The 25,962-nt window shown below is 63.4% G+C and carries 29 protein-coding genes and 5 tRNA genes; 8 read left to right on the top strand and 26 right to left on the bottom strand.

Annotated elements, in window-relative coordinates; all coding sequences use genetic code 11:
• Positions 1-61: 61 nt before the first annotated feature.
• Complete coding sequence (locus P9239_RS10260; RefSeq protein WP_309753980.1) at positions 62-961, bottom strand: LysR substrate-binding domain-containing protein; 900 nt, start codon at positions 959-961, stop codon at positions 62-64.
• A 407-nt stretch (positions 962-1,368) separates the two neighbouring features.
• Between P9239_RS10260 and P9239_RS10255 the strand changes: the two genes are divergently transcribed.
• A complete protein-coding gene (locus P9239_RS10255; protein ID WP_309750355.1) occupies positions 1,369-1,770 on the top strand; it encodes a transposase in 402 nt (133 codons plus the stop codon).
• Positions 1,771-1,967: 197 nt separating this feature from the next.
• Positions 1,968-2,219: a hypothetical protein gene (locus P9239_RS10250; RefSeq protein ID WP_309750353.1), complete on the top strand. Its 252-nt coding sequence runs from the start codon at positions 1,968-1,970 to the stop codon at positions 2,217-2,219.
• A 178-nt stretch (positions 2,220-2,397) separates the two neighbouring features.
• Here P9239_RS10250 and P9239_RS10245 read toward each other — a convergent pair whose 3' ends face one another.
• Positions 2,398-2,709: a hypothetical protein gene (locus P9239_RS10245; protein WP_309750351.1), complete on the bottom strand. Its 312-nt coding sequence runs from the start codon at positions 2,707-2,709 to the stop codon at positions 2,398-2,400.
• A 247-nt stretch (positions 2,710-2,956) separates the two neighbouring features.
• Here P9239_RS10245 and P9239_RS10240 point away from each other — a divergent pair, with 247 nt between their 5' ends.
• A complete protein-coding gene (locus tag P9239_RS10240; RefSeq protein WP_404980039.1) occupies positions 2,957-3,706 on the top strand; it encodes a YdcF family protein in 750 nt (249 codons plus the stop codon).
• Between the two features lie 267 nt (positions 3,707-3,973).
• On the top strand, positions 3,974-4,219 hold the full coding sequence (locus tag P9239_RS10235; protein WP_309750349.1) for a hypothetical protein: 246 nt from the start codon (positions 3,974-3,976) through the stop codon (positions 4,217-4,219).
• A 101-nt stretch (positions 4,220-4,320) separates the two neighbouring features.
• On the opposite strand, the gene P9239_RS10230 is transcribed toward P9239_RS10235, so the two are convergent.
• Entirely contained in the window at positions 4,321-4,737 is a 417-nt protein-coding gene (locus tag P9239_RS10230) for a gamma-glutamylcyclotransferase family protein (RefSeq protein WP_309750348.1), read from the bottom strand.
• A 134-nt stretch (positions 4,738-4,871) separates the two neighbouring features.
• Here P9239_RS10230 and P9239_RS10225 point away from each other — a divergent pair, with 134 nt between their 5' ends.
• The gene (locus P9239_RS10225; RefSeq protein ID WP_309750346.1) at positions 4,872-5,705 is read left to right on the top strand and encodes a helix-turn-helix transcriptional regulator; all 834 of its coding nucleotides are present in this window, start codon (positions 4,872-4,874) and stop codon (positions 5,703-5,705) included.
• A gap of 18 nt (positions 5,706-5,723) precedes the next feature.
• On the opposite strand, the gene P9239_RS10220 is transcribed toward P9239_RS10225, so the two are convergent.
• From P9239_RS10220 to gltX, 7 genes are all read right to left on the bottom strand, one after another.
• Entirely contained in the window at positions 5,724-6,197 is a 474-nt protein-coding gene (locus P9239_RS10220; RefSeq protein ID WP_404980040.1) for a GNAT family N-acetyltransferase, read from the bottom strand.
• A gap of 153 nt (positions 6,198-6,350) precedes the next feature.
• Positions 6,351-6,427, bottom strand: a tRNA-Asp gene (locus tag P9239_RS10215).
• Between the two features lie 76 nt (positions 6,428-6,503).
• Positions 6,504-6,579 (bottom strand) — tRNA-Glu (locus P9239_RS10210).
• 71 nt (positions 6,580-6,650) lie between these two features.
• Positions 6,651-6,727 (bottom strand) — tRNA-Asp (locus P9239_RS10205).
• 76 nt (positions 6,728-6,803) lie between these two features.
• Positions 6,804-6,879: transfer RNA gene (locus P9239_RS10200), tRNA-Glu, on the bottom strand.
• A gap of 152 nt (positions 6,880-7,031) precedes the next feature.
• Positions 7,032-7,107, bottom strand: a tRNA-Ala gene (locus P9239_RS10195).
• Positions 7,108-7,248: 141 nt separating this feature from the next.
• The gene (gene gltX, locus P9239_RS10190) at positions 7,249-8,655 is read right to left on the bottom strand and encodes a glutamate--tRNA ligase (protein ID WP_309750345.1); all 1,407 of its coding nucleotides are present in this window, start codon (positions 8,653-8,655) and stop codon (positions 7,249-7,251) included.
• Positions 8,656-8,963: 308 nt separating this feature from the next.
• On the opposite strand from gltX, the gene P9239_RS10185 reads away from it, so the two are divergent.
• Entirely contained in the window at positions 8,964-9,914 is a 951-nt protein-coding gene (locus tag P9239_RS10185; protein ID WP_404980041.1) for a patatin-like phospholipase family protein, read from the top strand.
• A gap of 46 nt (positions 9,915-9,960) precedes the next feature.
• On the opposite strand, the gene P9239_RS10180 is transcribed toward P9239_RS10185, so the two are convergent.
• The 14 genes from P9239_RS10180 to P9239_RS10115 form a co-directional block, all read right to left on the bottom strand.
• Positions 9,961-11,214, bottom strand: coding sequence for a c-type cytochrome (locus P9239_RS10180; protein WP_404980042.1), 1,254 nt, complete (start codon positions 11,212-11,214; stop codon positions 9,961-9,963).
• On the bottom strand, positions 11,211-11,783 hold the full coding sequence (locus P9239_RS10175; RefSeq protein WP_309750341.1) for a 2Fe-2S iron-sulfur cluster-binding protein: 573 nt from the start codon (positions 11,781-11,783) through the stop codon (positions 11,211-11,213). The genes P9239_RS10180 and P9239_RS10175 overlap by 4 nt, the downstream gene beginning before the upstream one ends.
• A complete protein-coding gene (locus P9239_RS10170; protein ID WP_309750340.1) occupies positions 11,780-14,602 on the bottom strand; it encodes a molybdopterin cofactor-binding domain-containing protein in 2,823 nt (940 codons plus the stop codon). Before P9239_RS10170 ends, P9239_RS10175 begins: the two co-directional genes overlap by 4 nt.
• A gap of 323 nt (positions 14,603-14,925) precedes the next feature.
• Positions 14,926-15,123 carry a Fe-S cluster assembly protein IscX gene (gene iscX, locus P9239_RS10165; RefSeq protein ID WP_309750338.1) on the bottom strand — a complete coding sequence of 66 codons (198 nt, stop codon included), beginning with the start codon at positions 15,121-15,123 and terminating at the stop codon, positions 14,926-14,928.
• Positions 15,124-15,137: 14 nt separating this feature from the next.
• Positions 15,138-15,479 (bottom strand): ISC system 2Fe-2S type ferredoxin, encoded by a 342-nt coding sequence (gene fdx / locus P9239_RS10160; protein WP_309750336.1) that lies wholly within the window; start codon positions 15,477-15,479, stop codon positions 15,138-15,140.
• Positions 15,480-15,504: 25 nt separating this feature from the next.
• Positions 15,505-17,370, bottom strand: a complete 1,866-nt coding sequence (hscA, locus tag P9239_RS10155) for a Fe-S protein assembly chaperone HscA (protein WP_309750334.1) — start codon at positions 17,368-17,370, stop codon at positions 15,505-15,507.
• 74 nt (positions 17,371-17,444) lie between these two features.
• Positions 17,445-17,975 (bottom strand): Fe-S protein assembly co-chaperone HscB, encoded by a 531-nt coding sequence (hscB, locus tag P9239_RS10150; RefSeq protein WP_309750330.1) that lies wholly within the window; start codon positions 17,973-17,975, stop codon positions 17,445-17,447.
• Between the two features lie 84 nt (positions 17,976-18,059).
• Positions 18,060-18,383 (bottom strand): iron-sulfur cluster assembly protein IscA, encoded by a 324-nt coding sequence (gene iscA, locus P9239_RS10145; RefSeq protein ID WP_175940523.1) that lies wholly within the window; start codon positions 18,381-18,383, stop codon positions 18,060-18,062.
• Positions 18,384-18,482: 99 nt separating this feature from the next.
• Complete coding sequence (gene iscU / locus P9239_RS10140; RefSeq protein WP_309750327.1) at positions 18,483-18,911, bottom strand: Fe-S cluster assembly scaffold IscU; 429 nt, start codon at positions 18,909-18,911, stop codon at positions 18,483-18,485.
• Positions 18,912-18,959: 48 nt separating this feature from the next.
• On the bottom strand, positions 18,960-20,183 hold the full coding sequence (locus tag P9239_RS10135; protein ID WP_309750325.1) for an IscS subfamily cysteine desulfurase: 1,224 nt from the start codon (positions 20,181-20,183) through the stop codon (positions 18,960-18,962).
• Between the two features lie 92 nt (positions 20,184-20,275).
• Entirely contained in the window at positions 20,276-20,803 is a 528-nt protein-coding gene (gene iscR / locus P9239_RS10130) for a Fe-S cluster assembly transcriptional regulator IscR (protein ID WP_040050918.1), read from the bottom strand.
• Positions 20,804-20,932: 129 nt separating this feature from the next.
• The gene (locus tag P9239_RS10125; protein ID WP_309750318.1) at positions 20,933-21,415 is read right to left on the bottom strand and encodes a low molecular weight protein-tyrosine-phosphatase; all 483 of its coding nucleotides are present in this window, start codon (positions 21,413-21,415) and stop codon (positions 20,933-20,935) included.
• Positions 21,416-21,517: 102 nt separating this feature from the next.
• The gene (locus P9239_RS10120; RefSeq protein ID WP_309750316.1) at positions 21,518-22,735 is read right to left on the bottom strand and encodes a patatin-like phospholipase family protein; all 1,218 of its coding nucleotides are present in this window, start codon (positions 22,733-22,735) and stop codon (positions 21,518-21,520) included.
• Between the two features lie 12 nt (positions 22,736-22,747).
• Complete coding sequence (locus P9239_RS10115) at positions 22,748-23,542, bottom strand: 3-hydroxybutyrate dehydrogenase (protein ID WP_309750314.1); 795 nt, start codon at positions 23,540-23,542, stop codon at positions 22,748-22,750.
• 258 nt (positions 23,543-23,800) lie between these two features.
• Here P9239_RS10115 and P9239_RS10110 point away from each other — a divergent pair, with 258 nt between their 5' ends.
• Complete coding sequence (locus P9239_RS10110) at positions 23,801-24,646, top strand: 23S rRNA (adenine(2030)-N(6))-methyltransferase RlmJ (protein ID WP_309750312.1); 846 nt, start codon at positions 23,801-23,803, stop codon at positions 24,644-24,646.
• A 10-nt stretch (positions 24,647-24,656) separates the two neighbouring features.
• Here P9239_RS10110 and P9239_RS10105 read toward each other — a convergent pair whose 3' ends face one another.
• Positions 24,657-25,037: a hypothetical protein gene (locus P9239_RS10105; RefSeq protein WP_309750310.1), complete on the bottom strand. Its 381-nt coding sequence runs from the start codon at positions 25,035-25,037 to the stop codon at positions 24,657-24,659.
• 96 nt (positions 25,038-25,133) lie between these two features.
• Here P9239_RS10105 and P9239_RS10100 point away from each other — a divergent pair, with 96 nt between their 5' ends.
• Positions 25,134-25,535 (top strand): DUF305 domain-containing protein, encoded by a 402-nt coding sequence (locus P9239_RS10100; protein ID WP_309750307.1) that lies wholly within the window; start codon positions 25,134-25,136, stop codon positions 25,533-25,535.
• Between the two features lie 110 nt (positions 25,536-25,645).
• Here P9239_RS10100 and P9239_RS10095 read toward each other — a convergent pair whose 3' ends face one another.
• Entirely contained in the window at positions 25,646-25,792 is a 147-nt protein-coding gene (locus P9239_RS10095; RefSeq protein ID WP_175940530.1) for a DUF3563 family protein, read from the bottom strand.
• Positions 25,793-25,962 lie beyond the last annotated feature (170 nt).

Genomic DNA, 25,962 nt, shown 5'->3' with positions numbered 1-25,962 from the left:
AAGGAAGAAGTCTAACGCGGCAGCATGCATTTTCGAGATGACGCGCCGAAAAGCGCGCGTTTTAGAGGTCTTCCGCACGCCGCGGCAGCCCCGCGATCAGCGACCAGACCGACTGCGCCGCCGGCGAGAGCGAGCGATCCCGGCGACGCACGAGTTCAACAGTGCGTTCGGCGCGCGGTTCGAGCGGCAGCGCGACGAGCGACGAATCCGCCGGCAACGGCAGCGCGAGCCACGGCAGCACGCTGACGCCGACGCCCGCCTCGACGAGCCCGAACACGGTCGCCGAATGGCCGAGCTCCTGCACCACCTGCGCTTCGACGCCGTGCTGCTGCATGACGGCGTCGATAATCGGGCGGCTGCCCGACGCGTGATCGAGCATGACGAGCCGCTCGCCCGCGAGCGCCTCCCACGGCGCGGCGCGTTCGTGCGCGAGCGGATGATCGCGCCGCGCGACGAGGCAGAAGGAATCGGTCATCACCGGTTCGCCGTGCAGATCGTCGGCGGAGAACGGGCCGATGACGACGCCGAAATCCACTTCGCCCGACTTCACCTTGCGCAGCACGTCCGACTGCACGTCGTCGCGCAGACTGAGCGCAACGAGCGGAAACTGCCGCGAACACGAGGCGATGACGCGCGGCATCAGCCGGCACGCGATCGTCGGGCTCGCCGCGACGATCACGCGGCCGCGACGCTGCTGACCCAGGTCGCGTGCTTCGCGCAGCGCTTCGTCCAGATCGGCGAGCAGACGCGAAACGGTGCCGACCAGATCAATGCCGACGTCGGTCAGCTGGACTTCGCGCGTGGTCCGGTCAATCAGCTTCAACCCGATCTCGCTCTCCAGCTCACGCACAGACCGGCTCACGGCCGATTGCGTGAGGCCGATCTCGGCGCCGGCGCGGCTGAAGCTGCGCAGCTTCGACACCTCGATAAAGACGCGCAGCTGGCGCAGCGTCACGTTCAGAGAAGCGTTCATTCCGACGATTCATTAATTGCGATTTTTCATGCGCAATTATAGGCGCTAATGCCGGTTTCGCTGCGGTGCAGCATATCGGTGGTAACGCACGTCCGATGGGCCTGCTGCACAGGATTGGTGATTGTCCCGATTTCTTAATCAATCCGTTTCGGGTCTTATACGGGCCATGCTGGCATCGCGTCAGCCTACTGCCATGCGGGTTTCCCGGATTTTGCGACATGCATGGCACGGTTCTCGCATTTCATTGCGCACAGAGGTCGAAGTCACAGCGGACGTATCGGAAACTGGTTTGCCGCAGCCGCTTCGGCCTTTCCTTGGTATTCGTTCATCGGATTCCGACCAGAGTGCGCGGCGCGGGGCAGCGCACCGGGGTTAGCTTCGCTGAGGTGAGAGATATGGTGCTGTTCGACGATTTGAGAGATAACGAGTGGGCGCTGGTTGAGGCGTTGTTCTGTTCGGAGCCCGCGCGCAGCGAGCGGCGCGGCCGACCGCGCGTCGAAGCGCGGTCGGTGGTCAACGCCGTGCTGTGGGTGTTGTCGACGGGCGAAGGCTGGTCGAAGCTGCCGGGCCGTTATCCCTCGCCCCCCACTTGCCGCCGCCGTTTCGACGAATGGCAGGCCGACGGCACGCTCGCGGAGATCGTGAAGCGTCTTTCGAACAACGGCCGCGAAGTGTCGTTGCGCGGACGCATCGGATCGAGCGCCGTGAAGCCGCCCGCGCCGCCCAGCCGTGACCGCCTGCGCGGCGCGTTCTGGACCAATCCCGAATCGTGGCGCGCACCGGCCAAAATGGCCTGAGCGTACCGCGCTCGAAGCCGAAGCCGGCCACATCCGGCTTCGGCGTCTTCTTGGCATTCCTTCCCGGCGTTCCAGCCGACATCGCGCCGCTCGTCGCGCGATACAACTCTTTACGATTACTTACAGCGTCTCGACTGATCGAGGCTTAGCGTGATGAGTGACCCAACAGGGTCCCACCGGGACCTCAGGACACTCTCATGAAGGTATCGACACTGCTCGCGCGCGGCGTTCCGACGGCTCTCGCCGCCCTGGCGTCCGTCGCTCACGCGCAGCCGCCAGCAGCCGATCTGCGTCTGAGCGCGAAGACATCCGCACCCGCGCCGCCGGACGCCGCCCGCGCTCGGGTCTCGACGCCGCCCGCGCCGCGGGGCGATCTGCGTGGCGACATCGCAAGCAATGCACGCGCGCGTCCGGACAACGACCGCGAAGAACGCTCGCCGCATCACTGATTCTGGCGCATGAACTCTGCGCTGGCGCGGAACCCGGCGCGGCTTGCTCAGTCACACGTTGTGCCATGAGCACAGCATGGCAACAGTGGAATCCGGTCTGCCCGTGTCTTCGGACACGGGCTTTTTTTCGAACTCCGCACTCCTACGCGGCATCGCAAAGATGCCGCAGCCGATTCGCTCAGATTCTCGCTTCGAGCACCGCTTCGTGGCCACCGAAAATATACGGTTCAGCGCGACGCAAATCCCAGTCGATGGAGCGTTCATCGCGTGAGAGCCGCGTGAATTCCTGCTTGCCGCGTTCGGTCACGACCGCGATGTCGACCGGTGCGTGGAAACCCGGCGCCGGCGCGACGGTGCGTTGCCGCGCGAGTTCCAGCAGCCCGAGGGCGCGAAGACGGTCGAAAACGTTGGGGCGTTTCGCCCACGGAACTTGACGATACTGCGCCCGGCGAAGTGCTTCGAGTACCGCTTCGTTGGAATACGTGGTCATCTCGTTTTTTCTTCCTGTGCAGCCATGACGACGCTCGTGACGGTCGCAAGACGGTCCGCGACGTCGACTAAACGCGGCGCGCCGAATTTCGCGCGAGCGAACGATTTAAGCGTTCGCTGCCTGAATGTTTGGCCGCCGCTTGCGCTAGGTGCTGCTTTCTATTAAAAGCCCCCGTGGAGAGCGCGTTGATCACGCGCTTTACTGCGACAACCGCCGATGCGCTCTGACCACGCGATGACGGAGCAAATTGCCCTTAAACCAATACGTTACTCCAATTAAATTGGTTCTATTTACTTTATTGCTGCTTTTTTTTGCATTGTTTGTGTTTTGCAAGCGCCTGCGCACGGCGATTGTCATCGTCACCCTTCTGCTCGCCTGGGGCCTCGGAGCCGGCTGGCTCACGAGACCGCTCCTTGCGCTCGCGCAGCGCGGCTATGAGCAGACGATCCCGCCGTCCTTTGCGCCGAAAACCGTCATCGTGCTGATGGGCGGCGGCACGGCCCGGCACCACGGCGAACTCGTCCCAAAACGGGATTCAATGCCGCGCATTGTCGCGGCGGCGCGGCTGTATCGGCAATGCCGCGACACCGGCGCCTCCTGCCGCGTGATTCTGAGCGGCGGCGATCCGCAACACCACGGACAGGCCGAAGCGGACAACTACGCGCCGTACGTGCTGGGTCAGGGCGTCGCGCCGGCCGACCTCACCCGCGAGAACAGGAGCCTCGACACGTACCAGAACGCGCGAAACGTGGCCGGCATCTTAGGCAACGCACATGACAATGCCTTGATCGTCATCACATCCGCCTATCACATGCGGCGTTCGCTTCGTGCCTTCGAAGCCTTCGGCTACGAACCGCAACCGTATGTCTCCGACGTGCGTGAGAATCGGCTGACGGTGATTCCGCGCTACCGAAGCCTGGAGAATGGCGAGCTTGCATTGCATGAACTCGTGGGCCTGGCGCGTTTTCACGTGTGGCGCTGGCTGCACTTGTATTGAGACGCAACCGGCCTATACCAAAATAATCAGGACTGGCAAGTAAGCTGGCGCGCCGGTATGATTCCGCTCCGGCTGATGGGGCCGGGCCGGATCGTCGTCCGAAATACCGCTGACCCAATGTGAGCCTATGATGGCTTTGTCGGGCGTGCGCGCGTCGCATTGGAACGCGTGCAGGTCGCGACGGGAGCGTTTCTTGCTCTAAAGCAACTGTCTTCTTACCGGATCGGACAGGCGATTCCCGGGTTCAACTACTACTAGGAGGTAACAATGAAGAAAGTGTCCCTGGCTGTTCTGTTGTCCCTGAGCGCGGTGGCATCGGCCTATGCGCAGAGCGAACAGGGTGTGACGATGAGCACCGATCCCGCCCGGATCGCGGACATCGAGTCGCGTGCGCAGAATCTGCAGTCGCAGCAATCCAGCATGCAAAACATGCAGATGGACCAGTCGACGACGCACAAGTCGGGTCATCACAAGAAGTCGCACGGCAAGTCGATGCAGCACTCCGCCGAGTAAGCGGTCGAAGCTACTCGCCTCCCATTGGCGGGGTGTGCCGCGCCGTCATCGCGATAGACGCACTCGCGATGACGGCGTGACTTCGATCATTGCGTGAAGGCTCACCCGCGCGCTGCGCGATGCACCACCCAATCGCCGCCCTCGATGCGCGGCAAACCCTCCGCTGCGGCCGCCGTCACCGGATAGACGAGGCAATCGACATGCGTGGCCTCGCCTTCCAACTCGACGTCCACGTGCAGCCGATGCGCACGGAATAGCCCCTCGACGCCCGGATACACTTCCTCAATTTCGTCCAGCACGGCGACGAGCGCGTCCTCAATCCGATACACATCGCCTTTGACCGGCGCTCCGGCCTCGTCGAGCACGAGACCCGGATACGAGCCGAAGTCGAAGAGCCGCCCGCGCACGTGCGCCGCGCCGATCCATTGCGGAGCCGCAATCCCGCTGCGCTCGGCCGCACCATTGATGTCGTTGATCTCGCCCGCGCGCAGCGTGCCGTACACGAAGACATATTGCATCGATGAAACCGCTCCTCTCGTGATTGTTCGATATGCGCGCATTATCGCTGCCCAAAAAGCGCGTTAGCGGCGTGGCGGCCGGTTTCGATTAACATCGGCGGATCGCGGCCACGTGCGCCGCCCAACGAGCCACCATGCCCCCGTTCGCCGATCCACGACCGCAGCACGAGCAGGTCGAACATCTGGACATCCCGGTCGAGCACTCGCCGACGCTCGACCATCCGATACGCGTGCGCTCGCGTCCGGTGCCTTATGGCGTGCGCATCGCGCTGCATACGCATCCGTGGGCGCAAGTCGCCTACACGTCGCGCGGCGTGCTCCGCGTCGCAACCGCCGATTCCACGTGGATGGTGCCGCCCTCTCGGGCCATCTGGGTGCCGCCGAATGTCACGCACGAAGTGTTGATCGTGGAGGACGCGTATCTGCGCACGCTGTATGTCGACGCCAGCGTGGTTCCGGTCGGGCTCGGGGCCTGCCGGGTGGTGGAAGTGTCGCCGCTGTTGCGCGAGGTGATCGCCGCGCTCGACGAAGCGCCTATCACGCGCGAACGCGAGCGGCTGCTCGGCACGCTTGCGCTCGATGAAATCATCCGCTCGCAGCCGCTTCCCCTCTCCGTGCCGATGCCGAGCGAAAAGCGTCTGCGCGCGCTGTGTGACGCGGTGCTCGCGGACCCGTCGCACTCGGATCTGGAACGCTGCTCGTCGGAAGCCGGCGCGAGCACGCGCACTATCGCGCGCCTGTTCAGACGCGAACTCGGCGTGAGCTTTTCGCAGTGGCGCCAGCAGGCGGTTTTGGCACGCGCGATTCCATTGTTGAGCCAAGGCCGGCCGCTCGCACAGGTCGCGCGGGAGCTGGGATATCAGAGCCAGAGTGCGTTTTCGGCGATGTTTCGCCGTGCCTTCGGCGAGAGTCCGCGTGCGTTCTTCGCGCGCGACGCCAGCGATGAGCGCGATGCGGACGGCGTTTGAGAATTCCGGCTCGCCGGGTCAGACGCGCCGGACCATGTGGCGAATGGCGCCGAGTTGAGCCAGCCGAGGCCCGGCCGGACGATATCCGAGCCGCAAATAGAGACGCGCCGCCGGGTTATCGACGAACACGCGCAACTGACATTCCGCCAGCCCGCGCGCTCGCGCCCAGCGATGCGCGGTATTCAGCAAGAAGGACCCCGCGCCCCGTCCACGATATCCCGGCGCGATTTGTACATCGCGAATATGCAGCGAGTTGTCTTCCTCGGTCACGCGCATCACGCCGATGGGCACGCCGTCCGCCTGCAGGATGAAGTTTTCCGATTCCCGCCAGCTCGATAGAAACAGGTCGCCGCGCCAGACCAGGTTGTGGCGGCGGTAATAGCCCACCATGTTGTCGTGCGTGAGGGCTTCGGCGAAGGCGAAATCGGCCATCGTCGCCTGGCGAAGTTGGTAGAGCGAGAGATCTTCGGTCGGGTCGAGCATCGCACGCATGCAGGCACGGAACAGTGCCTCAACACTAAGACAGCACGAGCCCGCTGGCAATGAAAATGCGATACCGCTGAGGGCAGCGAATCCGACGAACGCGGAAAGAGGCGAAAAAGGCGAAAAAAAATCCAGCCGAAGGCTGGATTTTTCACAACGAGCTGGCGGAGCGGACGGGACTCGAACCCGCGACCCCCGGCGTGACAGGCCGGTATTCTAACCAACTGAACTACCGCTCCAACTCTTTCATCGATTCCTCGGGGACTAGGCCTCGCGGAAATGTGCAGTGCTTTCTACTAGCAGCCGCCGATGTTCTGGCGTCCCCTAGGGGATTCGAACCCCTGTACTCACCGTGAAAGGGTGATGTCCTAGGCCTCTAGACGAAGGGGACAACGTACTTCTTGCAATCCTGCGGCGAAAAAAAACCGGCTGATCAGCCGGAGTTTTCCTGCTCGCAGATGTTGGCGGAGCGGACGGGGCTCGAACCCGCGACCCCCGGCGTGACAGGCCGGCATTCTAACCAACTGAACTACCGCTCCAGCTCTTTCCTTACTTCACGAGGCTCTACTCACCTCATGAAACCAGCAGCGCATTCACTAGCAGCCGCCGATGTATTGGCGTCCCCTAGGGGATTCGAACCCCTGTACTCACCGTGAAAGGGTGATGTCCTAGGCCTCTAGACGAAGGGGACAGAAACTTGTGATCTGTCTTTACTGCATCTTCGCTAACTACTGCTTCAAATCAGCGAAGACCGAGATTCTAAACAACTTCGTGTAACTTGTGAAGTATTTTTTGCGACTTCCAAAACCAGAGGAAGAACTCGCGATCACTTCATCTGTTCTTTGGTGGAGGTAAGCGGGATCGAACCGCTGACCTCTTGCATGCCATGCAAGCGCTCTCCCAGCTGAGCTATACCCCCTTGCAGAACAGAAACGAGATTCTATAGGCCGTTTTTGAACTTGTAAATACCCTCTGTGAATAGAGCAGAACTTTTTTACTCTCTTTTTCCAAAAGCGCGCGCAAAGGACATCTACCTCTTCCCTTGTGCGCGCTCACTAGCTCAGGCTGCTGCCTTCTCCAGCCGACGCAGCACCGTCTCGCGACCAAACAGCATCAGCACCATGTCGATGGACGGCGTATGCGTCGTGCCCGCGACGAGCAGGCGCACCGGCATGGCGAGCTGCGGCATCTTGAGCTTATGCACAGCCAGCGCGCCCTTGAACGCCGCCGAGATGCCTTCCTTCGTCCACTCGGCTTGTTCGAGCGCCGCGCGCAGTTCAGCGATGGCCGGCCGGACCGCGTCCGTCACATGTTGCGCGAAGGCGTCGGCGTCGATGGCTGGCTCGCGGTAGAACATCGCGGCGTTGTCCGCGATGTCCTTCACCGTCGATGCACGATCCTTCAGCAACCCGACGATCTGATCGAGCGGTGCGCCGTTGTCGATTACCCCGGCGTCGATACCCGCCTGCAGCAGGAACGGGCGCGTGAGTTCGGCGAGCCGCGCGTTGTCCGCTTCTTTGATGTAATGCGCGTTGAGCCAGTTGAGCTTGTCGTGGTCGTATTGCGCGGGCGACTTGCCGAGATGCTCCAGATCGAACCATTCGATGAACTGCTCGCGCGAGAAAATCTCCGCATCGCCGTGCGACCAGCCGAGCCGGGCCAGATAATTCACGACCGCTTCCGGCAGATAACCGGCGTCGCGATAACCCATCACAGCCATTGCGCCGTGGCGCTTGCTCATCTTCTCGCCCTGCTCATTGAGCACCGTCGGCAGATGCGCGTACACCGGCGTTTCGCCGCCCAGCGCGCGCAAAATGTTGATCTGGCGCGGCGTATTGTTCACGTGGTCATCGCCCCGGATCACATGCGTGATCTTCATGTCGAGATCGTCGACGACGACGCAGAAGTTGTAGGTCGGCGTGCCGTCGGGGCGCGCGATCACGAGATCGTCGAGCTCTTCGTTCGAGATCTCGATTCTGCCCTTCACCGCGTCGTCCCACGCGACGACGCCCGTCAGCGGATTGCGGAAACGCACGACCGGCATCACGCCTTCCGGGATCGGCGGCAGCACCTTCCCCGGCTCCGGACGCCACGTGCCGTCGTAGCGCGGCTTCTCGCCAGCGGCGCGCTGGCGCTCGCGCAGCGCGTCGAGTTCTTCCGTCGACATGTAACAGTGGTACGCGAGACCCTTCTCCAGCATCTGGCCGACGACCTCGCGATAGCGGTCCATGCGCTGCATCTGATAGAACGGGCCTTCGTCGAAATCCAGACCGAGCCATGCCATGCCTTCGAGAATCGCGTCGACCGATGCTTCCGTCGAACGCTCGACGTCCGTGTCCTCGATGCGCAGCACGAAGGTCCCTTTCATCTTGCGCGCGAACGCCCACGGATAAAGCGCGGAGCGGATATTGCCGAGATGGATGAAGCCGGTCGGGCTCGGGGCGAAACGGGTACGGACTTGGGTCATTGCTGTGTTCTCGATGTACTCGATGATTGCGCTCGCCCGGCGCGAGCAAGCGGCCAAGCGAAGGAGCGGAGAGACGAACGGGCGAACGGGCGGCGCGAGGCGCGCCAGCGGCTCTTGCACGAAAGCGGTTGCCGGTGCCTGCGTGATGAGCGCATACGGCAAACAACGGCTGGTATCGAGCGGAAATTATACCCGCCGCCCGCCTGACGCCTGAGCAGGCGCCTTTTGTTTTATGATGTGCGCGCCGTTTTCGATGCACCCGGAAACGCGCACGCAATCGCGCACTTGCCGCATCGCTGGAGTCTCACTTGAAATCATCGTCACCTTCCATTTCGCGCCGCGCGTTCTCGCTCGCGGCGGCTTCTTCCGTTCTCGCGGCCTGCACGAGCACGGGCACGAGCGGCGGCAAAGGCGCACCCGTCGGGAACACGCCCGCCACGCCGCCAACGCCCGCCACGGACACGCCACGCACCGCGCGAATCGGCCTCGCGCTCGGCGGCGGCGCGGCGCGTGGGTTCGCGCATATCGGCGTGATCAAGGCGCTCGAAGCGCGCAACGTGCGCGTCGACCTGGTGGTGGGAACGAGCGCGGGGTCGGTCATCGCGGCGCTGTATGCGTCGGGCATGAACGGGATCGCGATGAACAAGCTCGCGCTGACCATGGACGAAGCGTCCATCAGCGACTGGGCGATGCCCTTTCGCACGCGCGGCATCCTGCAGGGCGTGGCGCTTCAGAATTTCCTCAACAAGACGCTCGATAACCGGCCGATTGAAAAGATGGCGAAGCCGCTCGGCATCGTCGCGACCGATCTCAAGACGGGCCAGCCCATTCTCTTCCAGCGCGGCAACACCGGCGTGGCGGTGCGGGCGTCGTGCAGCGTGCCGTCGATCTTCGAGCCGGTAAGAATCGGCGATCACGAATATGTCGATGGCGGCCTCGTGAGCCCCGTACCCGCCGCATTCGCGCACAAGATGGGCGCGGACTTCGTGATCGCGGTCGACATCTCCGCGCGGCCCGAAACGGCGCTCACGCAGAGTTCGTTCGACGTGCTGATGCAGACGTTCACGATCATGGGCCAGTCGATCAAGGCTTACGAGCTCGACAAATACGCGAACGCGGTCATCCGCCCGAATCTGAACGCGATGAGCAGCAGCGACTTCAGCCAGCGCAACGCGGCGATTCTCGCGGGTGAGGAAGCGGTGTCGAAAATGTGGCCGACGTTGCAGCGGCAACTGGCCGAGCGCGGCATGCGCGTTTGACGGCATCGGAAAAGACGAAGGCCACGCAATGCGTGGCCTTTGCACATCAGCGCAGCGACTTCACCTTGTCGGCGGTGACATCGCCAGGCTGGCCGCCCCACGTCACACGCAGGTAGTTGGCCAACTGCGCGATCTGCTCGTCGCTATAAGTCGCGGCGAAAGCCGGCATCGGCTGCATGCTTTCGACGCCCGCGAACGGCTGCGCTGCGATGCCGTCGAGCATCGATCTGATCAGATTCCGCGCGTCGCCCTGGCGCAGCGTCGAGTTCCCCTGCATCGCCACCGCGACGTGCGGCTTGCCCTCGCCTTCGCGCCCGTGACAGCCGGCGCACGAATCCAGATACAGATTGCGGCCGGCCGCGAGTTGCAGCGCGTCGGCGGAATGCGCTTCGAGCGGAGCCGGTGGCGGCGGTGCGTCGCCAAGCAGATACGTCGCGAGCGCGCGCGCGTCCTCGCGATTCAGGTGCTGCGTGCTCAGATACACGACCGGATGCATCTCACCGAAGGCCGAACCCTGCCGGGCCACGCCCGTCGAGAAGTACGTCTGCAAGTCGGCGGCCGTCCAGCCCCGGGCCGCCAGCGCTGCGGGCGTGATGTCCGGCGCACCGATGCGGCCAAGCGCGCCGCCTTGCAGCGTCTTCGCAGTCTGAAGCTGGCCGAACGCGCCGCGCGGCGTGTGGCATTCCGCGCAGTGCCCGAGCGCGTTGGCAAGATAACGACCGCGTGTCCAGTCGGCCGATTGTCCGGCTGATGCGTCAGGCAGCGCGTCGTCAAGAAATAGCATGTCCCAGAACCGCACCGCGAAGCGCACGTTGTACGGGAACCGCAGACTCGCCTCGACGTTCGGCACCGCCGCAGGCTTTTGCGCCATCAAATAGGCATAGATCGCGTCGCTGTCCTCGCGCGACATCTGCCGGTACGACGTGTACGGCATCGCGGGATACAGCTTGTGATCCGGCGTCTTGCCGTCGTGGAGCGCGGCGTAGAACGCGTCGGCGTCCCACTTGCCGATGCCGTACTTCGCGTCGGGCGTGATGTTGCTGCCATAGAACGTGCCGAACTGCGATTCGAGCTTCACGCCGCCCGCGAACGGCGCGCCGCCCGCGGACGTGTGGCACGCTGCGCAGTCCGCGGCCTGCGCGAGATAGCGTCCGCGCGCAACGACTTCCGGCGAAGCCGCAGTCTTTTGCGCGACATCGCCGTCGCTATGGCATGCGGACAGCGCCAGCGCGGCGAGCGCAAACGGAAGCACGCGTAGGAACGAGCGGCGCAAAGAGCGCGTCATGATCGATTTCATCATTCGGCGTCCTTCACGAGTCCGGGCGTGGCGAGCACGAGGTCCTTCACGGCTTCGTAGTAGCGCACGTAGCCGGTGCAGCGGCAAATGTGATCGTTGAGCGCGGCCATGATCGTCGCTTCGATCTGGTCTTTTACGATCGGCTCGCGCTTGAGCCGCTCCAGCAACACGGTCGTCGCGTTTACGAAGCCCGGCGTGCAATAGCCGCACTGGAAGCTGAAATGGTCGAGAAACTGCTGCTGCACGGGCGACAGTTCGATCACGTTGCCGTGTTCGTCGCGCTTCGCGTGCCCCTCGATGGTCCGTATCGTCTTGCCGTCGAAGAAATGTGCGCCGTTGATGCACGTACGCACTTCTTCGCTCGTGCCGTCCGCGTGATCGACGATCACGACACACGCATGGCACACGCCCTGGCCGCAACCGAGCCGGGAGCCCGTGAGACCGGCGTATTCGTGCAGGAAGTCGATCATCGGCAAGCCGGACGGCACCGGCATGGGGCCGACCTTGTTGCCGTTGATCGTCAGGGAAAGCGAGCGCATGTCGACGCCCGAGGCGGATGGGATGGCCGTCATGCGAGCACCTCCTGGATGTTGTGCGGCGTCACCGGCAGATCGGTGAAGCGATGATCGATCGCGTGCGCGATCGCGTTGACGATGGCGCCGACCACCGGAATCATCACCACTTCGGCGATGCCCTTCGGCGGATCGGTTTCACTGAGCGGCGGCAGCACGTCGCCGGTCTGCTTCCACACCGCGACGTCGCTCGCGAGCGGCAGCCGGTAGCGGTTGAAGTTCCACGTGCCGTTGCCGGGGCCGTCCTCGTAAAGCGGCAGATACTCGTGCAGCGCGTGCCCGATGCCCATCGCGAGACCGCCCTGCAACTGCCCCGAGACGAGCTGCGGCGCGATTGCGTTGCCGCATTCCATGATCGAGTGGTGCGAGAGCAATTCGACCTTTCCGCTCGCCTCGTTCACGGCGAGTTCGACGAGCGTGCCCACCGCGCTGTAGTACGTGACCATCGCGTTGTTACGCTGCACGGGCGGAATCGTCACGCGCTTGCGATCGAGCACGGTGTAGCCGTTGGGCGTCTTTTTAGCGGCGCTGTGCGTCGCATTGCTGCCGAAGCGCAGCGACAAACCGTCGAGCGGAAGTTGATCGACGGTGCCGGCGAAGTCGAACTGCGCTTCGCTCCACTGCCAGCGGTTGAACGTGTGCACGACCGCGCCGGTTGCGAGCCCGAGTTCGTGCGCCTTCTTCGCGAGGACGTCGAAGGCAATGGGTTCGAGGCCGTCAGCGGACAGTTTGCCGTCCGACCAGCGCGCGTCTTCGATTCGCACGACGAACGACGCCGCCTGCCCGCCGCCGATGCCTTGCTGCCAAATCGCCATCGCGGCGGGCCACAAGCCGCGGCGGAACAGCACGCGCGCCGCTTCGCGCGTCGCATGGGAGAAGTAGTAGGCAGAGTTCGTCGCGCTGGCGGGCGACATATACGCGGGCGACCAACGCGGATTCGCGCTCAACCGATCCTGCTCGGCCTGCGACATGAGATACGGATCGCCGCTCGTGACGACGGGCAGATCCGCCCAGTCGGTGACGGCCATGTGAACCTCGGCGGCGGGCTTGCCGAGCCACTTCGCGACCACGAGCGCCTGCGCGGTAGACGCTCCGGTGCCGATCTCCGCGCCCGAGTGCGACAGCGCAATGCGTCCGTCCGCGTCGAATTCGACCTTGGCGAACGCGCTTTCAGCGCCGGTGCCGAAGTCTTTCTGCACGCACGCGAAGCCGACGCCGTAGCGCATTCCCGGATGCGCGGCTTCGTAGTCGGCCTTGCGCTGCGCGCGCCCGGCCCACAGCGGATGCGCCTTCGCCTGAAGCAGTACTTCTTCCGCGCGCACCGCGCCGGCGGGAATCGCGCCCTGCGTGTTCTTCATGCCGGTGCGCATGACGTTCGCGAGACGCAGGTCGATGGGATCGGTGCCGAGTTGTGCGGCGATGTCGTCGATCATCATTTCGGTCGCCGCCATGCTTTGCAGCGTGCCGTAACCGCGGGCGGAGCCGGCATCGACCGCACGCGAAGCGATGGCCACCGCGGTCAGATCGGTCTGCGGAATGTAGTAGATGGATTGCGCGGCGGTCGCGCCGACCATCGCCACCGACGGCGAAAAGTTGCAGCGCCCGCCGCCGTTCGCGATGAACTCGCCCTTGAACGCCTGAATCTTGCCGGTCTTCCTGTCGACCGCCATGCGATAACGCATGTCGAACGCGTGGCGCTTCAGCGAGCTTTGGAACTGTTCGAAGCGGTCGAACGCGAGGCGCACCGGCCGGCCTTCGCCGTACATCGCCGCGACAAGACCGTAGAACGGCACGTTGAAATGATCCTTCGAGCCGTAGCCGACCGTGTAGCACGGATGCAGGAACAGGTTCTTCACCGTGAAGCGCGACTTCGCCGCCATTTCGAGCGTACTTTGCGCGACTTCATACGGCCCTTGCGTGGGCACGACCATGTGCAGCGACTGCGTGGCCGCGTCGTACCAGCAGTTCGCGTTGTCGGGTTCGAGCGCGGCGGTATCGACCGATTGCGTCTTGTACTCGCGATCCACGACGAGCCATTCTCCCGGCGGATGATCCAGCGCGTTCCCGATGGCCTGCGCGTGGAACATGCCCTGCTCGTCGAGCTTGCCGTGTTCGTTCGCATCGGCCCAGACGGGCTCGCGCTTCTTCATCATGTGCGGGAAAAGCGGCGAGTTCTTCAGGCTGGAGAAGGTGTCGTCGTCGAACGGCGTCTTGCCGCCCACGCGGACGAAGCGGAACGACGCCCACGGATCACGCTCGATGAAACCGGTCGTCGCGCCATAGCGAATCACGCCGTCGCGGAACTGGAGCTTGTCCTTTGCGAGACGGAATCGCGCGAAGTCGTGATAGATCAGCATGGCGACCGCCTGCCCGAGATAAGCAGGCGTCTTGCCGGCGGGCAACAGCATGTCGTCGCCGTAGAAAGCGGGAAACGCGAGCTTGTCGCGCGCGAGATCGTCCGCCGTCACCACGCGATCGGGCGCGAGCCCGCCGTCGAGAATCGAAAGGTCGATGCCTTCGTAGACGCGATCCGCGAGCGTCGTGCGCAAAATCAGCGCATGCGACTGCTCTTGCGGCCAATGCGGCATGTCCTTCGCGCGGATATCCCGTGCGAAGACCTTCGCGCCCGTGACTTTCGCGATGCCGTCGACTCGAAATTTGGGATGGCCGCTCACCGCATGCCATTGCACGGGCGTCAGGATCTTCTCTTCGAACAGCGCGGCGAACGCGCGGCTGCCCAGAGGCGCGATGAACACGGACACGCCCGCGAGCGCCCCCGCCTTCAGAAAACCGCGACGCGACAGGCCGAGTTTCCCCATGTACTTCTCCTCGAATGAACGCCCGTGGACGCGCGCAGGCACCCACGACCGCGCGCGGCCGCGGCGCAGGCATTGTGGATTTCGTTGGCAATGCAAAGCATGAACGCGCGAGAGCGGCGGAGCAGCGGCGGCGTCCGGACGTGATGGATGGCGGCTGACAATGCTTGCCAGCACGCAGAGGGCGCGATTTTAAGGGGCGGATAGGCGTGCAACAACGCGCGCCGCGTCAAGTTCTGTCAAGATTCGGTGCGGCGCGCATAAAAGAAAACGGCGGCGCTCTCGCGAGCGCCGCCGTTGTTCAGCAAACCAGTGATGAGGCAGACTCAGTAGTCCGCGTCCTCGATCCACGCCGCCTGAATGGCTTCGAGAATCTTCTCGTTGGAATTTTGTGGATCGTCGTCGAAACCTTCCAGTTCGGTCACCCAGCGATGCAGGTCCGTGAAACGCACATATTGCGGATCGACATCCTGGTGCGCGTCGGTCAGGGCCATCGCGATCTCCTGAGTATCTGTCCACTTCATGGGCGAGCCTCCTGTCAGTGATTTTCTTTGGCGTGATTGATGGAGTACCGGGGAATCTCCACGACGAGATCGTCCTCGGCGGGCATCATCGCCTGACATGATAACCGCGATGTCGGCTCGAGACCCCAGGCTTTGTCGAGCAGATCGTCTTCGTCCTCGCTGGATGGTTCGAGCGCGTTGAAGCCCTCCCGAACGATGACGTGACAGGTCGTGCACGCGCACGATTTCTCGCACGCGTGCTCGATTTCGATACCGTGTTCGAGCAGATTGTCGCAAATGCTCTTGCCGACATCGGCGTCGATCACGGCGCCGTCCGGACAAAGCTCGACATGAGGCAGCACAACGATTTGAGGCATGGTTTTCCGTGAATGCTTGAGTGGATCAGACGTCGTCGAGCTTGCGGCCCGCGAGTGCGCGGCGAATGCTCTTGTTCATGCGGCGCGCGGCGAATTCGTCGGTGGCGGCGGCGAGCGCCTTGGTCGCGTCGTCGATCTGCTCGACCGACTCCCCTTGCGCCACCTTCGCCAGTTCGGCCATGAGCGTTTCGATCTGCGCGCGTTCGGCGTCGTCGAGCAATTCGCCGTCGGCGGCGAGCGCGGCCTGCGTCGCCTCGATCAGGCGCTGCGCTTCGACAAGCGCCTCGCGCAGCGCGCGGGCGCGCATGTCGGTCTCGGCAGTCTTGAAGCTCTCTTCGAGCATACGGGCGACGTCGTCATCGGCGAGACCGTACGATGGCTTCACGACCACCGACGCCTCCACGCCCGACGTCTGCTCCCGCGCGAAAACCGACAGCAGGCCGTCCGCGTCCACCTGATACGTGACGCGGATGCGCGCCGCGCCCGCCGCCATCGGCGGAATGCCACGCAGCTCGAAACGCGCGAGAGAGCGGCAGTCGGAGACGAGCTCCCGTTCGCCCTGGACGACGTGAATCGCCATCGCCGTCTGGCCGTCCTTGAAGGTCGTGAAATCCTGAGCGCGGGCGGTCGGGATCGTGGAATTGCGCGGAATGATCTTCTCGGTGAGACCGCCCATGGTTTCGACGCCGAGCGACAGCGGAATCACGTCGAGCAAAAGCCAGTCGTCGCCCTCGCCGCGCCGGTTGCCAGCGAGCAGATCCGCCTGAATTGCGGCGCCCAGCGCGACGACCTGGTCCGGGTCGAGATTGACTAGCGGCGGCTGGCCGAAGAATGCTTCGACCGCGCGGCGGATCACAGGCATGCGCGTCGCGCCGCCGACCAGCACGACGCCCTTGATATCGGCCGGCGCTACTTTCGCGTCGCGCAGCGCCTTCTTCGTCGGCCCGAGCGTGCGGGCAACGAGCGATTCGGCGAGCGCGGCGAACTGCGCTTCGGTCACGGCAACGTCGATTGCTTCGCCCGAGGACAGGCTCGCCTGCACGCGCGTTTCGTTCGCCGACGACAGCGCCTCTTTCGCCGTGCGCACGTGATCGAGCAAGAGCCGCACGTCTTCCGGCGTTTGCGGCTGAACGCCGGCTTGCGTCAGCACATGGCGATACAGCGCGTGGTCGAAGTCGTCGCCGCCGAGCGCGGAATCGCCGCCCGCCGCGAGCACTTCGAAAACGCCCTTCGTGAGCTTCAGAATCGACAGATCGAAGGTGCCGCCGCCGAGATCGTAGACCGCGTACAGTCCTTCGGAAGCGTTGTCGAGGCCGTACGCGATGGCCGCAGCCGTCGGCTCGTTGAGCAGGCGCAGCACGTTGAGGCCGGCGAGCTTCGCCGCGTCCTTGGTGGCCTGGCGCTGCGCTTCGTCGAAATAGGCGGGCACGGTGATGACCGCGCCGACGAGATCTTCGCCGAGCGTGTCTTCCGCACGGTAACGCAGCGTCGCCAGAATCTCCGCCGACACTTCGACGGGACTCTTCACGCCATCGACGGTGCGGATCTGCACCATGCCGGGCGCATCGACGAAATCGTACGGCGCGTTCTCCGCGCCTTCCACTTCGCTCTTGCCGCGGCCCATGAACCGCTTGACCGAGACGATCGTGTTGCGCGGGTCCGTCGCGGCTTCTTCTTTCGCGATACGGCCGATACGCCGGCCGCCCTTCTCCAGATAGCGCACGACGGACGGCAGCAGCACATGGCCGTCCTCGTCGGGCAACGCTTCGGGCACGCTGTTGCGCACGGCGGCCACGAGCGAGTTCGTGGTGCCGAGGTCGATGCCGACCGCCACGCGCCGCTGGTGCGGCGCGGGCGCCATGCCGGGTTCTGAGATTTGCAGTAAAGCCATCGTTGGTCTTGTGGGTTGTGTGGCGCGCGCTCGGCCTGTGTCTTCTTGTTACGCGTGCTGGGTGAGCCTTCGTGTCAGGCGCTTTCCAGCCGCTCGATCTGCGCGCCGATCTCGTGCGCGACGCGCTCGATGAACATCAGTTGACGCACGGCTTCGCTCGCCGCCTGATCCGCGTTGCTGTCGATCAGCGCTTCGAGTTTGGTAAAGCGTACGCGCTCTTCATCGCGCAATTCGATAAGCAGCGATTCGAGCGCGCCGACGTTCTTCGCGGCAGCCGCATCCTCGATATTTTCTCGCCATTCCATCTGCTGCATGAGAAACGCCGGCTCCATCGCCGTGTTGTTCTCGGCGCCCACGTCGATGCCGCGCAGCGAGAGCATATAGCGCGCGCGCTTCAACGGGTCGCGCAGCGTCTGGTACGCCTCGTTGGCGCGCGTGGCCCACTGCATCGCGAGTCTGCGCTGCGCGTCGCCAGCGGCGGCGAAGCGGTCGGGATGCACTTGCGCCTGCACGGTGCGGTAGGCGTCGTCGAGCCGGTCGAGATCGACCGCGAAAGTCGGCGGCAGGCCGAAGAGATCGAAGTGGCTGTCGGTGAGCGTTGCCATGGCGTTGTCAGTGAGTTCGGGATGCGCGAATGAAAAAGGCGGCCCGCGCCGCCTCTTATGCCGAAACCGCCGGCCTCTCGCGCGTCATACGCGGAACGATTCGCCGCAGCCGCATTCGTCTTTCGCGTTCGGGTTGTTGAAGCGGAAGCCTTCGTTCAGCCCTTCGCGCGCGAAGTCGAGTTCGGTGCCGTCCAGATACGCGAGGCTTTTCGGATCGATGACGATTTTCACGCCCGCCGATTCGAACACCATGTCCTCAGGCGCCAGTTCGTCGACATATTCGAGCTTGTAGGCCAGACCCGAGCAGCCGGTCGTACGGACACCCAGACGCAGGCCCACGCCCTTGCCGCGCCGCGTCAAATACTTCTGCACGTGTTGTGCCGCCTTCTCCGTCAACGTGATTGCCATAGTCGTCGCGTCTCTCGCGCTCAAATCCTGCTTCCCGCAGCGTTGCCGCGTTTCTGCGGCGCCGCTGCGGCCTTTCCCTGCCACCTGCGTGATGCCGGCTTACGCTGCGTGCTGCTTCGCCTGAGCCTCTTCGGCTTGCGGGGCAGCCGCGCCGTGACGCTGCTTGTAGTCGGCGACCGCTGCCTTGATCGCGTCTTCCGCGAGAATCGAGCAGTGAATCTTCACCGGCGGCAGTGCCAGTTCTTCGGCGATCTGCGTGTTCTTGATCGACAGCGCCTCGTCGAGCGTGCGGCCCTTCACCCATTCGGTGACGAGCGAGCTCGACGCGATGGCCGAACCGCAGCCGTACGTCTTGAACTTCGCGTCCTCGATGACGCCGTCCGCGCCGACGCGAATCTGCAGCTTCATCACGTCGCCGCATGCGGGCGCGCCGACCATACCGGTGCCGACAGCGTCGTCGTCCTTCGCGAACGAGCCGACGTTACGCGGGTTTTCGTAGTGGTCCAGAACCTTGTCGCTATAAGCCATGATTCAAACTCTCCGTGTGTTCGTTTCGCGTGGATGCAGTGCGCTCGCTCAGTGCGCCGCCCACTGGATGCTCGAAATGTCGATGCCGTCCTTGTGCATTTCCCAGAGCGGCGACAGATCGCGCAGTTTCGCAATCTTGCTCTTGAGCAGGTTGACGACGTAATCGACGTCCTGCTCGGTCGTGAAGCGGCCGACCGTGAAGCGGATCGAGCTGTGCGCGAGTTCGTCGTTGCGGCCGAGCGCGCGCAGCACATACGACGGCTCCAGCGACGCCGACGTGCACGCCGAACCGGACGACACCGCGACATCTTTCACCGCCATGATCAGCGACTCGCCTTCGACAAAATTGAAGCTGATGTTCAGGTTGTGCGGCACGCGGCGTTCCATGTCGCCGTTCACGTAAACTTCTTCGATTTCCTGCAGGCCGTGCAGCAGCCGGTCACGCAGCATACGAATGCGCTCGTTCTCGGTCGCCATTTCTTCGCGCGCGATGCGGAACGCCTCACCCATGCCGACGATCTGATGCGTCGCGAGCGTGCCCGAACGCATGCCGCGCTCGTGGCCGCCGCCGTGCATCTGCGCTTCGATGCGCACGCGCGGCTTGCGGCGGACATACAGCGCGCCGATGCCCTTCGGACCATACGTCTTGTGCGCCGAGAACGACATGAGATCGACCTTCAGCTTTTGCAGATCGATCTGAATCTTGCCGGTGGCCTGCGCAGCATCGACGTGGAAAATGATGCCCTTCTCGCGCGTGATCTCACCGATCGCCTCGATGTCCTGAATCACGCCGATTTCGTTGTTCACGCTCATCACGGAAACGAGGATCGTGTCCGGGCGGATCGCCGCCTTAAACGTTTCGAGGTCGATCAGGCCGTCTTCCTTCACGTCCAGATACGTGACTTCGTAGCCTTCGCGCTCCAGCTCGCGGCAGGTGTCGAGCACAGCTTTGTGCTCGGTCTTCACCGTGATGATGTGCTTGCCCTTGCTCTTATAAAAATGCGCCGCGCCCTTGATGGCCAGGTTATCCGATTCCGTCGCGCCCGACGTCCAGATGATTTCGCGCGGATCGGCATTCACCAGCGCGGCGACCTGCTCGCGCGCTTCCTCGACCGCACGCTCCGCGTCCCAGCCGTACTGGTGGCTACGCGAGGCCGGATTGCCGAACTGCTCGCGAAGATACGGGATCATCTTGTCCACCACGCGCGGATCGATCGGCGTCGTCGCGCTGTAGTCCATGTAAATGGGCAGGTGGGGGATATCGTTGTTCATCAGTCGCTCCGGGAAAATCGGTCAAATCGCTTGGCTGAGTCGCCTTTAGCCGCGTTGCAGTACGTTCTGCGGTTTGCGGCGGCCGGGCGCGGTCAGCCAGCCAGATTGAAAATGGAATTCGGACCCTTGGGCACGACTCGCGCCGCCTCGACGCCCGCCGGTTCCGCGCGCCGGTCGCGCAGCACCGCTGCCGAGCCTTCGCGGGCGCGCTGCTGGTCGACCAGATCCTTCAGCGAGACGGAATCGAGGTACTCGACCATCTTCTGATTGAGCGTCGCCCAAAGTTCATGCGTCATGCAGTGGCCGTCGTGCTGCTTCGTGCCTTCGCACGTGCCCTTGCCGCCGCACTGCGTGGCGTCGATCGGCTCGTCCACCGCGATGATGATGTCCGCCACCGTGACGTTTTCCGCCCGACGCGCGAGGTTGTACCCGCCGCCCGGACCGCGCACCGATTCGACGATCTCGTGCCGGCGCAGCTTGCCGAACAGTTGTTCGAGATAGGAAAGCGAGATGCGCTGGCGCTGACTGATGCCTGCCAGCGTCACCGGGCCCTGCTCCTGGCGCAACGCCAGGTCGATCATCGCCGTGACGGCGAAACGGCCTTTCGTGGTGAGTCTCATAATTGGGGGCTAACGCTAATACTCGATGATTTTGATCAAGTATAAATATCCCACAGTTTTAGTCAAGTATCTGGGCGGAATATGTAACGATTTAATCGATCTTTGCGCCGTCCGACGGGCGCCCGGTCGCTACGACCGCAACTGCGCGCGTAAGGCGTTGAGCAGGCCTTCGCAGGCGTCTTCGCATTGATCCAGCACGCGCTCGAAGCCGTCGTCCCCGCCGAAATACGGGTCGGCGACTACGCGGCTGTCGTCGCGCGACGCAAATTCCATCAGGAGCCGGATCTTGTCGCGGTACTGCGGCGGACAGACCGAAGCGAGCGCGGCCGCGTTGGCGTCGTCCATCACGATGAACAGATCGAAGCGGGCGAAGTCTTCCGCCGCCACCTGACGCCCTCGCAGCGTCGACAAGTCGTATCCGCGCTTTTTCGCCGCCCGCTGGGCGCGTTCGTCCGGCGGCTGACCGATGTGCCAGTCTCCCGTGCCCGCCGAATCGATGATGATCCGGTCCGCCAGTCTCGCCCGCTCGACCATTTCGCGCATGACCGCTTCCGCGCTGGGCGACCGGCAAATGTTGCCGAGACAGACGAAGCAGATGGCGATCGAATTCATCAGGCCGCGGACGAGAAGATGGAAGTTAGACAGTGCGTTGCAACGCGCTCGGATTATACAAAGGCTAGTACGAACGCGCCGGGACGCGCCCTCGCGCGCGGCCTAGCCCCTCTCGCGGTGAATGTCGTGCGTGACGAAGCCGCTTTTGCCGTTCGGCATATCAAGCCAGTCGCGGTGAGCGAGCGTGCGGCGGATATCGGCGAGTCCGGTTTCCCAATGCTCTCGCATCGTGGAGAAGCCGAACTGATAGTCCTTGTATTGCCCCTCGTATTCCTTCTGCTGATAGATCAGGTGGATGATGTTGTAACGCTTCGAACAGGCGAGTTCGGCGGCGCGGCGGCACCATTCGTCGGTGTCGCGAAGCTCTTCTGGCACGAGGTCGAGAACGTGCTTCAGCACGTTGCGGTATCGCTGTGCACGTTGCATGTCGTCGGTCACGAGGCGCGTGCGGCTCGAATACTGCACGTCCTTGACGCGGCCCATCACGTCGACGACGTTGTCCGGCACCGGCCCGCGTGCGCTCCAGAGATCGACCTGAAACGCGAGCGTGTCGCGGCGCGGCGTGGCTTGCGCGACCTCGTACAACGGTGTGTTCGACATCAGCCCGCCGTCCCAGTAGAACTGTCCGTCGATCTCGACTGCGGCGAAACCGGGCGGCAGCGCGCCCGACGCAAGGAAGTGCTCCGCGCGCAGCCTCGTTCGCGTGTTGTCGAAATAGGCGAAGTTGCCCGTGGCGACGTTCACCGCACCGACCGACACGCGCGTCTCGCGTGAATTGATGCGGTCGAAGTCGCAGAGGCGTTCCAGCGTGGCCTTGAGCGGCGTGGTGTCGTAATAGCTCGCCGTCTGCGGCGAGCCGGCTGCGACTGGCGACGGCGGCGGAAAACGCGGCACGAAGAAGCCCTTTTGCCCTTCCACGAGCGCGTCGACCGCCTGCAACGCGGTGAAGGCTTTGCGGATGACGTCGGCGGAGTCGAAGAACGCACGCTCCACAAACGCGGGCAACGGAAAGCCAAACGCCGGCTGACAGATGGTTTCCCAGAATTCGCGCAACCGCTCGACGCGGTGTTCCGGCGCATTGCCGGCGATGATCGCTGTGTTGAACGCGCCAATCGATATGCCGGCGATCCAGTTCGGGTGGATATCCGCTTCGTGCAACCCTTCGTAGACGCCTGCCTGATAGGCGCCGAGCGCCCCGCCTCCCTGAAGCATCAGCGCAATGGTCTCGTAAGGCGGCAAGCTGATGCGCCGCTGCGTCGGGGGCGCTTCCTCGTGCTTGCGCTCGTGCTGCAGCGCTTCGTTGTCGTCAATTTCTGACATGCGCGTCGTCCCTTACTGCATGTACCAGCCGTGGCTCACGACGAACGATTGACCCGTCAGAGCCGCCGTTTCGAACGCGGACAAGAACAGCACCGTTTGCGCGACGTCCTCGACCGTCGTGAATACGCCGTCCACTGTCCCGCCTAGCATGACGCGCTTCACCACCTCTTCTTCGCTGATACAGAGTTCCTTGGCCTGCTCGGGAATCTGCTTGTCGACGAGCGGCGTGCGCACGAAGCCCGGACAGACGACGTGCGAGCGCACGTTGTGCTTCGCGCCTTCCTTCGCGAGCACGCGCGCGAGGCCAAGCAAACCGTGTTTGGCGGTCACGTAAGCCGACTTCAGCGGCGACGCTTCGTGCGAGTGCACCGATCCCATATAAACGACCACGCCGCCGCGATCCTCCTTGTACATGTGCCTGAGCGCCGCGCGCGTAGTGAGAAAGGCGCCGTCGACGTGGATGGCCATCATCTTCTTCCAGTCCGCGTAGGAGTAATTTTCGATCGGATTGACGATCTGGATACCGGCATTCGAGACGAGTATGTCTATCGCGCCGAACTCGCTCGCCACGCGATCGATGCCGTGATCCACCGCCGCTTCATCGGTCACGTCCATGGCGATGCCGGTAGCCTTGCCGCCTTTTGCGCGGATTTCTTCCGCGACGGCATCCGCGCCCGCCTGGTTAAGGTCCGCGATGGCGACGGCCGCCCCCGCGTTTGCAAGAGTGAACGCGATCGCACGGCCGATACCGCTTGCCGCGCCCGTGACCACTGCCGTCTTGCCGTCGAGCTTACCGTTCTGTGACATACCACCCTCCTGTCGGATGACTGAATGACACCATGCGGTCGATGCGGGCATCAAGCTGGCCGTTCGGCATAGGAATGATTAAAGCGCATTCGCAAGAATCGCCTAGGCCGTTTGGCCAGCTATTCCGCACGGCCGGGAGCGGCTATTGTGCACGAACGTAGCAGTGCGCCGCGGCGAGGCGGAATGGAATGGCCGCGTCCACATGCTCCGCTACAATTGATCGCTTTCGCTTTTCATCGCCTTTGCGGGCCACTTGTCATGCTCAGTTACCGTCACGCCTTCCACGCGGGCAATCACGCCGACGTGCTGAAGCACGCTATCGTCGTTGAGATGCTCCGTTATCTCGGATTGAAGGACAAATCATACTGGTATATCGACACGCATTCGGGCGCAGGTGTGTATTCGCTCACCGAAGGCTTTGCGGCTAAGAACGCGGAGTACGAATCGGGCATTGCGCGATTGTGGGATCGTACGGACTTGCCGCCGCTTCTTGCCGATTACGTCGATGAAGTGAAGGCGCTGAATCCGGACGGCGCGTTGCGCTTCTATCCCGGCTCGCCGTATCTTGCGTGGCGTGCGCTGCGCGAACAGGATCGCATGCGGCTTTTCGAACTGCACAGCACGGAAATCGAGGTTTTGCGTCACAACTTCCGCGACGCGGGCCGCCGCGCGATGATCTACGACGGCGACGGATTCGACGGCATCAAGGCCATTCTTCCTCCGGCGCCGCGTCGCGCGTTGGTGCTGATCGACCCGTCCTACGAGGACAAGCGTGACTATGCGCGAACGATCGAGTGTCTCGAAGAATCGCTCAGGCGTTTCGCAACAGGAACGTATGCGGTCTGGTATCCGCAAGTCGCGCGGATCGAATCGCAACGTTTCGCCGATCAGTTGAAGGCGATTCAGCCGACCGGCTGGCTGCACGCGACGCTCACGGTCAAGACGCCGCCGGCGGATGGCCTCGGCTTGTTCGGCAGCGGCATGTTCATCCTGAATCCGCCGTACAAGCTCGCGAGCGAACTGAAGCAGGCACTGCCCTATCTCGTGGGTGCGCTCGGCGAAGATGCAGGCGCAACGTTCAAGCTCGAACAGCGCGCGGACTGATCACGCCGGATCAAGGGTGCGTGCCCCGCCGCCTGCGCGATGGACCTCCATTATTCGTTGTCGGCGTTGCGGGCGTTGCGGCGGTGGCCGTCTGGCCGCCGTATTCGACGTAGGGCGAAACCACGATCGGCTGTTGCTCCTGCTGCGGCGGTCCGGGCAGCGTTGCCATCGGGACCATGCCAGGACCGCCGAGCGGTCCGGTTTGCAAGACCGTTCCGCTCACGCCGCTGTGAATGCCCGTCTGCGTATCGAGCACGAGCGGTTCCCCGCCGGGCTTGGCAACAGCGAGGCCGCCGTGGCAAAGCGCCACGGCACTCAGCGCGCACAGCGCACACCGCGCACACCGCGCACACAGGCGCGTCATCGTCGTCTTGTGGATGCGGCGTGTCATCGATTGCTCAATTCGGTAGACGAAACGGCTATACCTTAACCCGGTGGAAAGCTTTAGGCTAGGCGCTCGAATACATAACCTGCTTCCGGAGATCTCATGAAGTCAACATCGAAGCTGTTGCGCGCGATTCTCGCTGTCTTCACCGTATCGTGCAGCGTATGCGGTTTTGCGCAGACTTCAGCGGCTTCGCACGGCTCCATGCCCGGCATGGAACTGGAGCACGGCACTGCGCAGGCAGCGGACGCGCCGTCGACCGCCGCATTTGAGGCCGCCGACAAAGCGATGATGGCGGGGATGGCGGGCATTCCCTATACAGGGAACGCCGACCGTGATTTCGTCGCGCACATGACTCCGCACCATGAAGGCGCGATCGAAATGGCGAAAGTCGAGTTGAAGTACGGCAAGGACGCGAAATTGCGCAAACTGGCGAAGGAGATCATCGCTGCGCAGGAGAAAGAGATCGCCTTTATGAAGCGGTGGCTCGCGAGCCATCCGTAGGAGTGACGCGCGGCCGCGTCGCGCGAAGCACGCCTGCTGTAACGACAAAGCCCCGCATTGCGGGGCTTTCGTTCAACATCCGGCGCTGATTATGTGCAGAGGCTCAGGCCTCAGATGTTGTAGCCGTTGTTTTCGAGCGAACGGATACGCTTCTCAAGCTGGACAACATCCGACGATTGCGCGAGATATTCTTCGCGGCGGCGTTGTTCGGCGGCTTCAAACCAGATGCTGAGCTTTTCGAGAAGGATTGCAAACATGAAGTTCTCCAGAGAATGGTGCTGTCCCCTGGCGGCTCGGGTCAGGGATAACCCTCGTTAGGGATAACCCGCATTATAGCGAAAGCATCAGCGCCGCGTGAGTGAAATGCTCGCATGGCGTGCATTCCGTTTCGGAATGGTGCAGGAAGCAGAAGCACCTAGGCCGTTGA

It is taken from the genome of Caballeronia sp. LZ062 (genome assembly GCF_031450785.1).
Lineage (GTDB): Bacteria > Pseudomonadota > Gammaproteobacteria > Burkholderiales > Burkholderiaceae > Caballeronia.
This window is presented reverse-complemented; position numbering and strand designations above follow the sequence as displayed.

Excerpts from the sequence above, each read along its gene's own strand:
- P9239_RS10255 (WP_309750355.1), top strand. The coding sequence starts at position 1,369 with ATGGTGCTGTTCGACGATTTGAGAGATAACGAGTGGGCGCTGGTTGAG.
- P9239_RS10250 (WP_309750353.1), top strand. The coding sequence starts at position 1,968 with ATGAAGGTATCGACACTGCTCGCGCGCGGCGTTCCGACGGCTCTCGCC.
- P9239_RS10245 (WP_309750351.1), bottom strand. The coding sequence starts at position 2,709 with ATGACCACGTATTCCAACGAAGCGGTACTCGAAGCACTTCGCCGGGCG.
- P9239_RS10235 (WP_309750349.1), top strand. The coding sequence starts at position 3,974 with ATGAAGAAAGTGTCCCTGGCTGTTCTGTTGTCCCTGAGCGCGGTGGCA.
- P9239_RS10230 (WP_309750348.1), bottom strand. The coding sequence starts at position 4,737 with ATGCAATATGTCTTCGTGTACGGCACGCTGCGCGCGGGCGAGATCAAC.
- P9239_RS10225 (WP_309750346.1), top strand. The coding sequence starts at position 4,872 with ATGCCCCCGTTCGCCGATCCACGACCGCAGCACGAGCAGGTCGAACAT.
- P9239_RS10220 (WP_404980040.1), bottom strand. The coding sequence starts at position 6,197 with ATGCGTGCGATGCTCGACCCGACCGAAGATCTCTCGCTCTACCAACTT.
- gltX (WP_309750345.1), bottom strand. The coding sequence starts at position 8,655 with ATGACCCAAGTCCGTACCCGTTTCGCCCCGAGCCCGACCGGCTTCATC.
- P9239_RS10180 (WP_404980042.1), bottom strand. The coding sequence starts at position 11,214 with ATGATGAAATCGATCATGACGCGCTCTTTGCGCCGCTCGTTCCTACGC.
- P9239_RS10175 (WP_309750341.1), bottom strand. The coding sequence starts at position 11,783 with ATGACGGCCATCCCATCCGCCTCGGGCGTCGACATGCGCTCGCTTTCC.
- P9239_RS10170 (WP_309750340.1), bottom strand. The coding sequence starts at position 14,602 with ATGGGGAAACTCGGCCTGTCGCGTCGCGGTTTTCTGAAGGCGGGGGCG.
- iscX (WP_309750338.1), bottom strand. The coding sequence starts at position 15,123 with ATGAAGTGGACAGATACTCAGGAGATCGCGATGGCCCTGACCGACGCG.
- fdx (WP_309750336.1), bottom strand. The coding sequence starts at position 15,479 with ATGCCTCAAATCGTTGTGCTGCCTCATGTCGAGCTTTGTCCGGACGGC.
- hscA (WP_309750334.1), bottom strand. The coding sequence starts at position 17,370 with ATGGCTTTACTGCAAATCTCAGAACCCGGCATGGCGCCCGCGCCGCAC.
- hscB (WP_309750330.1), bottom strand. The coding sequence starts at position 17,975 with ATGGCAACGCTCACCGACAGCCACTTCGATCTCTTCGGCCTGCCGCCG.
- iscA (WP_175940523.1), bottom strand. The coding sequence starts at position 18,383 with ATGGCAATCACGTTGACGGAGAAGGCGGCACAACACGTGCAGAAGTAT.
- iscU (WP_309750327.1), bottom strand. The coding sequence starts at position 18,911 with ATGGCTTATAGCGACAAGGTTCTGGACCACTACGAAAACCCGCGTAAC.
- P9239_RS10135 (WP_309750325.1), bottom strand. The coding sequence starts at position 20,183 with ATGAACAACGATATCCCCCACCTGCCCATTTACATGGACTACAGCGCG.
- iscR (WP_040050918.1), bottom strand. The coding sequence starts at position 20,803 with ATGAGACTCACCACGAAAGGCCGTTTCGCCGTCACGGCGATGATCGAC.
- P9239_RS10125 (WP_309750318.1), bottom strand. The coding sequence starts at position 21,415 with ATGAATTCGATCGCCATCTGCTTCGTCTGTCTCGGCAACATTTGCCGG.
- P9239_RS10120 (WP_309750316.1), bottom strand. The coding sequence starts at position 22,735 with ATGTCAGAAATTGACGACAACGAAGCGCTGCAGCACGAGCGCAAGCAC.
- P9239_RS10115 (WP_309750314.1), bottom strand. The coding sequence starts at position 23,542 with ATGTCACAGAACGGTAAGCTCGACGGCAAGACGGCAGTGGTCACGGGC.
- P9239_RS10110 (WP_309750312.1), top strand. The coding sequence starts at position 23,801 with ATGCTCAGTTACCGTCACGCCTTCCACGCGGGCAATCACGCCGACGTG.
- P9239_RS10105 (WP_309750310.1), bottom strand. The coding sequence starts at position 25,037 with ATGACACGCCGCATCCACAAGACGACGATGACGCGCCTGTGTGCGCGG.
- P9239_RS10100 (WP_309750307.1), top strand. The coding sequence starts at position 25,134 with ATGAAGTCAACATCGAAGCTGTTGCGCGCGATTCTCGCTGTCTTCACC.
- P9239_RS10095 (WP_175940530.1), bottom strand. The coding sequence starts at position 25,792 with ATGTTTGCAATCCTTCTCGAAAAGCTCAGCATCTGGTTTGAAGCCGCC.